The 7214-nt window shown below is 45.5% G+C and carries 5 protein-coding genes; all 5 read left to right on the forward strand.

Annotated elements, in window-relative coordinates; all coding sequences use genetic code 11:
* On the forward strand, window positions 1-1967 hold a 1967-nt coding region (gene asnB / locus H6F50_RS21645), incomplete at its 5' end, for an asparagine synthase (glutamine-hydrolyzing) (protein WP_199292303.1).
* Between the two features lie 98 nt (window positions 1968-2065).
* A complete protein-coding gene (locus H6F50_RS21650; RefSeq protein WP_190430299.1) occupies window positions 2066-3496 on the forward strand; it encodes a hypothetical protein in 1431 nt (476 codons plus the stop codon).
* 365 nt (window positions 3497-3861) lie between these two features.
* Complete coding sequence (locus H6F50_RS21655; protein WP_190430300.1) at window positions 3862-4047, forward strand: hypothetical protein; 186 nt, start codon at window positions 3862-3864, stop codon at window positions 4045-4047.
* Window positions 4048-4117: 70 nt separating this feature from the next.
* Window positions 4118-5422: a nucleotide sugar dehydrogenase gene (locus H6F50_RS21660; protein WP_190430301.1), complete on the forward strand. Its 1305-nt coding sequence runs from the start codon at window positions 4118-4120 to the stop codon at window positions 5420-5422.
* A 240-nt stretch (window positions 5423-5662) separates the two neighbouring features.
* Window positions 5663-6841, forward strand: coding sequence for a glycosyltransferase family 4 protein (locus H6F50_RS21665; protein WP_190430302.1), 1179 nt, complete (start codon window positions 5663-5665; stop codon window positions 6839-6841).
* Window positions 6842-7214: the final 373 nt, after the last annotated feature.

The raw sequence follows: 7214 nt of genomic DNA on the forward strand, positions 1-7214 counted from the left end.
TGTGCGGTATTACAGGTTTTTGGGACACATCCTGCCAAAAAAGCGCATTGCAGATGCAGGCGATCGCGCAGAAAATGTCAAATACCCTACTCCATCGAGGGCCAGATGACGGCGGAGTATGGGTGGATGCTGCATCTGGGATTGGTTTTGGGCATCGGCGACTGGCGATTGTAGACCTTTCCCCAGAAGGACATCAGCCGATGGTGTCTGCAAGTGGGCGCTATGTAATTGTATTCAATGGCGAGATTTATAACTTTTTAGAATTGCGGCGAGAATTGGAACGGCTAGGACATCGGTTTCGCGGTCGTTCCGACACAGAGGTGATGCTGGCTGCTTTCAGCGAGTGGGACGTGGAACCAGCAGTCAAACGTTTTAACGGGATGTTTGCCTTTGCGTTGTGGGATTGGCAAGAGCGAGTTTTACATTTAGGGCGAGACAAACTAGGCGAAAAACCCCTCTATTACGGCTGGATAAATGGAACTTTTTTATTTGCATCTGAATTAAAAGCTCTCAAGGCTTATCCTAATTTCGAGGCTGAAATTAACCGGGATGCCTTAGCCTTGTTTATGCGGCATAACTACATCCCAGCACCCTATTCCGTCTATAAAGGTATTTACAAGCTACCCCCTGGCACTCTTCTAAGTTGGAATGGGGGTGCGACTCGTTCTCCTACCGTACCCTATTGGTCTGCCAAGGAAGTTGCTGAATCGGGTATTGCTAACCCTTTCACAGGTTCAAAGTCGGAAGCAGTAGAACAGTTGGAAGCTTTGTTACAGCAAGCAGTACAGCTGCGAATGGTGGCAGATGTGCCCTTGGGTGCTTTCCTGTCAGGGGGCATCGATTCTTCGACTGTAGTTGCCTTGATGCAGCTGCTTTCCAGCCAACCAGTGAAAACATTTACCATCGGTTTTGATGAAGACGCTTTCAATGAAGCAGTTTATGCCAAGGCTGTCGCTAAGCATCTAGGTACAGACCATACAGAACTGTATGTGACACCGGAGGAAGCACTAGCAGTTATCCCCAAGCTACCGATGCTTTACGATGAACCCTTCTCCGACTCATCCCAGATTCCTACCTTCTTAGTGTCTCAACTTGCCAGACAGCAAGTTACCGTTGCCCTTTCCGGAGATGGGGGCGATGAACTGTTTGCTGGCTACAACCGCTACTTCTGGGGTGCCAAGATTTGGCAGCAGATTGGCTGGATACCACCAAGTTGGCGGCAGGTTGCAGCGAGTGCATTAACCCGCTTATCCCCTCAGTCTTGGGATCGGGGCTTTACACATTTTGATAGCCTACTACCAACTCAACTCCAGCAACGCCATCCAGGAGACAAACTGCATAAGCTGGCTGAGATTTTGGCAGTGCCTCATCCCGACGCCATGTACAAAGGTCTAGTTTCTCACTGGGAAAACCCCGAAGCTGTAGTCATAGGTAGCTGCGAACTACCGACAATCTTAAGCGATGCCTACGGTTCGGACTCTGTCCTACGTCAACACTGGACGCACCTACCATCCTTTATTCAGCGAATGATGTACCTCGACACTGTCACCTATCTACCGGACGATATCCTTGCTAAGGTAGACAGGGCGAGTATGGGTGTGGGTTTAGAAGCCCGCGTACCGCTGTTAGATCATCGGCTGGTCGAATTTGCTTGGCGCGTGCCACTGTCTATGAAAATTCAGAATAAGCAAGGTAAATGGCTGTTGCGCCAAGTTTTGTGTAAGTATGTGCCAAGTAACCTGATCGAGCGTCCCAAAATGGGCTTCGGCGTTCCAATTAAACGCTGGTTGCGCGGTTCTTTACGAGACTGGGCAGAGGAACTACTTTCTGAACAGCGACTGCGGGATGAGGGTTTTTTCAATCCAGAACCGATTCGCCAGAAATGGAAGGAGCATCTTGCGGGCGATCGCAACTGGCAATACTATCTTTGGGATGTCCTGATGTTCCAAGCCTGGTTAGATGCCTGACACTCTTTATCTAAATTCCTTATCAAAACTTGATAAATGTTAAGTCAGTAATTGCTCCAGTTACTCTGCCCCTAAAAATAAACTATTGGAGGTTATAAATGTCTAATTTAGTTAGACCACTCCGTAAAATTCTGTTATTGGAAATTAATGAAGTTCCGTGGCAGCTTATCGATAGATTCAAAACTGATCCACGCTTTCCTCATATCAGAAAGTTTTTTGACAACGCTAAAACTTACACTACGTTAGCAGTTGATAGCGGTGAACTCTCACCTTGGGTTACTTGGCCTTCATTTTATCGGGGTATGAGTAATCAAGAGCATGGAATCAAAAATTTAGGGCAAGATCCCCGTACTTTCAAAGGTAAGCCACTCTGGGAGGACTTTCGCGAACTTGGTCTAAGTATTGGTATCTGTGGTTCTTTACAAAGTTGGCCTCCTAGCGATCCAGGTGAGGGTGGATTCTACATTCCCGATACTTTTGCTCACGACGAAAGGTGTATTCCCAGATATATTGAGCCTTTCCAAAAATTTAACCTGGGGCAAGTTGCCAAAAACGGTCTTGTTGTCAAAAAAGATAGACTGATTTCTAAAGATTTATCAGGTTTATTAGCTTCTGCACCTAAACTTGGTATTTCCAGGAGTACCATCATACAAATCGCCAAGCAGCTTTGTATGGAATGGATTGACCTACCACGTGTTGCACGTCGATCAACTTTCCAGACTATCCTTTTATGGGATATATTCAAATCTCTCTATAACGCCCATAACCCACCCGCATTTTCTACATTTTTTACGAATCATGTGGCTAGTGTAATGCACCGCTACTGGCACCATATTTTTCCTGAAGAATTTGGCGATCGCTACCTCACTCAACCCAAGATCCATGCGGCTACCATGATTTTCGCTCTTGAAATACTTGACAAAATATTGGCTGATGCCATGCAATTGTGCAAAGTAAATCCAGAAATAACTTTAGTCTTTGCCACCAGTATGGGGCAAGCCGCAATTCATCGGGATGAATATCAAGGGTTTTCATCGGCAATTTCAGATATCCCCAAATTTATGGGTGTATTTGGCTTACAAAAAACAGATTACAAGCAACTTCTGGCAATGGTGCCGCAGATTGCTGTAGAAATTCCCGACCCAGAAGTAAGATACCATCTCATTCAAAAGTTGAATAACTGTTACTCTATGAGTGGGAAGCCACTATTCAAGGTTGAAGAAATCACTAGTAGCCTTAGTATTACTATTAGAACGCCTCCTGCTATAGACATTAAATTAAAAAAATTTATTTATAAGAATAAAAATGGAGAAAGTATTGATTTAAGTTGGGAATCAGCAGGCATTACAATGCATCAAGTCGAGGCGGGCACAGCCTACCATATACCAGAAGGTATAATGGCGGTATTCGGTTGTGGAATTGTACCACAGGACTCACGACAAGGAATTAAGGCTTCATCGTGTAAATCTCTACTACTTAAACTTGCCTTTGAAACTACTGACGTAAAAAGTGCGTATACCCTCTTATGAAGCAGGAGCATTGCTTGAAAGCTACAACAAATGATTGATTATAATCTATAGGTATCAAGCTGAATACGCCAAGTAAGGTGTATATCAAAGGTACTGTAGTTTGGTATTAGAACGGCTAGCAAATTAAAATATTTCAAAACGTGGAATAGAAATTAGTTGGTAATACTAGGATGGGATAAATGGTGTAGGAATGAAACATTTTCTAAAAGATTTCTGAGTCGCTAATATAAATTGTTAGCTTTGTAGTTATGGAATTTGCTAAGTGCGTGCCACTGACAATTAAAATTAAAAAAAGTTAGGGTACATAACTTTTGCCGCAAGTTTTATGTAAGTATATGCCTCGGAACTTGATTGAGGAAACCAAAATGGGCTTTGGTATCTCGATTAAATGCCGGTTGCCAGAGTTCTGTGTGCCACTGGTGAGAAGCATTGCTTTGAGAACAGCGATCGCAGCATTAGGGTTGTTTCAATCCTCAACCCATTGGTCAGAAACAGAAGAAGCATCTATCGGGCGATCGCAAGCTGGCAATATTGTCTATGGGCTGTCCTAATGTTCCAGGCATGGTTAGATGACTAAAGGCAGACCGACCCGGTTCTAAACATCAAAGAGAAGCAAGTATCATGAGCGATCGCAAAGCGTTTAGGCAAACAAATCGCATTGCCGTCATCGGTCTTGGTTATGTTGGTTTACCTGTTGCCTTGGCGTTTGCCAAAAAGTTCCCCGGCACAATTGGCTTTGATAGTAATGTCGAGAAAGTCAAGATCCTCATGCAGGGCATCGATCCTGCGCGTCAAGTCAGCAATGATGACTTAAAAACCTCCAATCTCCGGATCTCCACTGCGATCGCCAACCTCGCCGAAGCAAATTTTTTTGTAGTCGCCGTACCAACGCCAATCGATCGTAACCACCGACCGGACTTAACCTGCCTGATCCAAGCTTCTGAAACAATTGGCAAAGTGCTACAACCAGGAGCAGTAATCGTATACGAATCCACTGTGTATCCGGGAGTAACAGAAGATATTTGTGGGCCGGTCTTAGCAAAGGTATCAGGCTTACAGCAGGGTATAGATTTTAAGCTAGGTTACTCACCAGAGCGGATCAATCCGGGCGATCGCGTTCACACCCTAGAAAACCTGGTCAAAGTCGTAGCTGGGGAGGATGCCGAAACCCTGGAACGGGTTGCCAATGTCTACGGCAGCATCATTGACGCAGGCGTTTACCGCGCCCCTTCCATCAAAGTAGCTGAGGCAGCCAAAGTTATCGAGAACACTCAACGAGACTTGAACATTGCCTTGATGAACGAGTTAGCCTTAATTTGCGATCGCCTAGGCATCCGTACCTGGGATGTTTTGGCAACAGCCAAAACCAAATGGAATTTTTTGCCCTTCACACCTGGACTCGTCGGGGGTCATTGCATTGGGGTCGATCCTTATTACCTGACGACTAAAGCAGAAGAGCTGGGGTATCATCCTCAAGTCATCCTAGCCGGTCGCCGTATCAACGACAGCATGGGTACATACCTAGGACAGCGCCTAGTCAAGCTTTTAGTTCAGGCTAATCTGCCCATCAAAGGGTCGCGAATTGGGATTCTAGGGCTAACGTTTAAGGAAAATGTGCCAGACCTTCGCAATAGCCGAGTGCCAGATATTGTGGCAGAGCTGCAACAATTTGGTGTAGAGCCACTCGTACATGACCCCTTGGTCGATCCCGATGAAGCACAGCGCTACTACAACATTGACCTTGTCCCTTGGCAAGCCTTATCCGATCTGGAGGGACTGATCCTTGCAGTCAGTCATCAAGTCTACCTAGACATGCCCAGCGCTCAACTACTCACTTGTCTGCGCTCAGGTGGAGTATTAATGGATGTCAAATCGGTTCTTGACCCTGCTACATTACCATCCACTATCCATTATTGGAGTCTTTAGAGTATATCTGTAAGGCGCTAATTATCTTGTAGTGGCGAAGCATTCAACTGGGAATGAATCGATAGAACCCTGTTTTTCCCTAAGATTGTTAGCTCTGAAGAGAGCCACTACCAAGACCAGATATAAGCTGGGCGAATTGACTTATAGACAACCTTATTAGTATTGGTTTCACTATCAAGTTTATATATTTCCATACCTGCATATAAACTAATTGATAAAACTAGGGTGAGATTAAGTTGTGTGGAAAACAAAAATCGCCTGAAAATTTTGCTAGTTGCTAATACGGGCTGGTATCTTTATAACTTCCGTCTGCCTCTAGCTAGATTTTTGCGTCTTCAGGGAATCGAAGTCGTTTTAGTTTCCCCTTGGGATGCCTACGTCGAAAGGCTGGAAGCAGAAGGGTTTCGTTGGATTCAACTGCGGCTGAGTCGGCGGAGTATCAACCCTCTAGTAGAACTCTTAACCATTGCTCACTTAACATACATTTACCTTCGTGAGAAGCCCTCCGCTGTCCATCACTTTACAATTAAATGCGTTCTGTACGGAACGATTGGTGCAAAGCTCAGTAGAACGAGAGCAGTTGTGAATGCTGTAACCGGCTTGGGCTACATCTTTATTAGCACCGAGTGGAAGGCTCGTATTTTACAACCTATTATCCGGTTTCTGTATCGGCAGATATTGACTGCTCGTAGAGTGAGGGTTGTGTTCCAGAATATGGATGATCTGCAAGCTTTTGCAGACCGAAAGTTGATCGTTCCGGACCGGACGGTACTAATCAGAAGCTCTGGTGTTGACTTGAAGCGCTTTTCACCACGTCCTAGTCACCCTGATGCTCCACCTGCTCCGGTTGTGTTGTTCGCCGCTAGGCTGCTAGTTGATAAGGGTCTGATTGAATACGTTGAAGCTGCCCGCATCCTCAAAACAAAAGGAGTCTGCGCGACCTTTCAAATAGCAGGTGTCCCAGACACCGGAAATCCATCTTCAATTTCTGAGATGACCTTGGAGCAGTGGCGCAGGGAAGGAGCGGTTGACCTTCTAGGGTATGTAGAGAAGATGGAAAACCCGATCGCCTTATCAACCGTTGTTGTGCTTCCTTCCTACCGGGAAGGTGTGCCTCGGATTTTACTAGAAGCAGCTGCGATGGGGAAACCACTGGTAGCAACGGATGTCCCTGGCTGTCGAGAGGTGGTTATTCCTGGCGAAAATGGCTTTCTGGTTCCAGTTAAAAATGCTCGGCTGCTGGCTAATGCCATTGAGGTACTCCTGAAAGATCCAGATCTGTGCAAAGCAATGGGGGACGCCGGGAGAGAGAAGGTGTTACGTGAATTTGATGACCAGGATGTGGTAAGAAGGACGGTAAAAGTCTACGAAGTAATAGGAGTAAGACTATCAAGCGACATGGCAGCAACTGAGCAATAGCGATTAATTTCTAATTCTTGGAGTTGGTTGAGCAGTGGTTGGTAACGGTAGCCTCACTCACCCGCAGCAAAGGCAAACTGATGAAGATGTTTCATCCCCAGCGCAAAAGATACCATTTTTGTGTTTAGCTAGTTCTGCCTTTATCTTGCTATTAATCGAGATTATTCCTGTGGGAATAGGGATTACTTTCTATCTAAGCACCCTTGCCCCAAGCTATAAACGCTAGGTGGAGAACCAAACTAGGAAAAGTTTATTGCTCAAGTTGTCCAAATTATCTGTTACTGCAAATTTGGGTTTTCCAGGCACGCCGCCTAACCAAACTCGTGAAATTTTTCGTGCAGATGAAATTCCGGAGTGGTGGGTACATCTCGAC

The sequence above is a fragment of the Coleofasciculus sp. FACHB-712 genome (assembly GCF_014695635.1).
Lineage (GTDB): Bacteria > Cyanobacteriota > Cyanobacteriia > Cyanobacteriales > FACHB-T130 > FACHB-T130.